The organism is Bradyrhizobium sp. NBAIM08 (genome assembly GCF_020193935.1).
In the GTDB taxonomy this organism is placed as follows: domain Bacteria; phylum Pseudomonadota; class Alphaproteobacteria; order Rhizobiales; family Xanthobacteraceae; genus Bradyrhizobium; species Bradyrhizobium yuanmingense.
The window spans coordinates 1-385 of sequence record NZ_JADYVR010001281.1; the positions used below are offsets into that span (position 1 = coordinate 1).

1 protein-coding gene is annotated in these 385 nt (G+C 69.6%); it reads left to right on the forward strand.

Annotated features, from left to right (window positions below; genetic code table 11):
• A partial coding sequence (locus tag I6F37_RS44530) for a hypothetical protein (RefSeq protein WP_225155062.1) occupies window positions 1-385 on the forward strand: 385 nt, incomplete at both ends.

A 385-nucleotide genomic window follows, 5' to 3' on the forward strand; every position in this document is an offset into this window, starting at 1 on the left:
GGGCCGTCATGCCCCAGCACGGGATCGACCAGCTCGCTGTGGCGGCGATCGAGGGCGCGATCGTCCTCATCCAGTTCGAGGCGCCCGAGATCGCCAATTTTCCCTCCTTTCCCGATCGCGTGAAGGCGGTGGCGGCGCGCGGCGCAGCGGCGGTGATCGGAATCATCGGCGACGATCGGCGCTGGCGCGCCTATCGCGAGGTTTATGGCGAGGAGCGGACCCGCCTCGAGAGCGATCCACCGGCGCCGATCCAGGGCGTCATGTCCCAGCCGGCGGCGTCCCGACTGCTTGCCGCCTCCGGCACCACGCTCGAAACCCTGCTCAGCGCAGCGCCCGGACCCGCCTTCAAGGCCGTTCCGCTCGCCCTGAAGGCAGACCTCGAAAT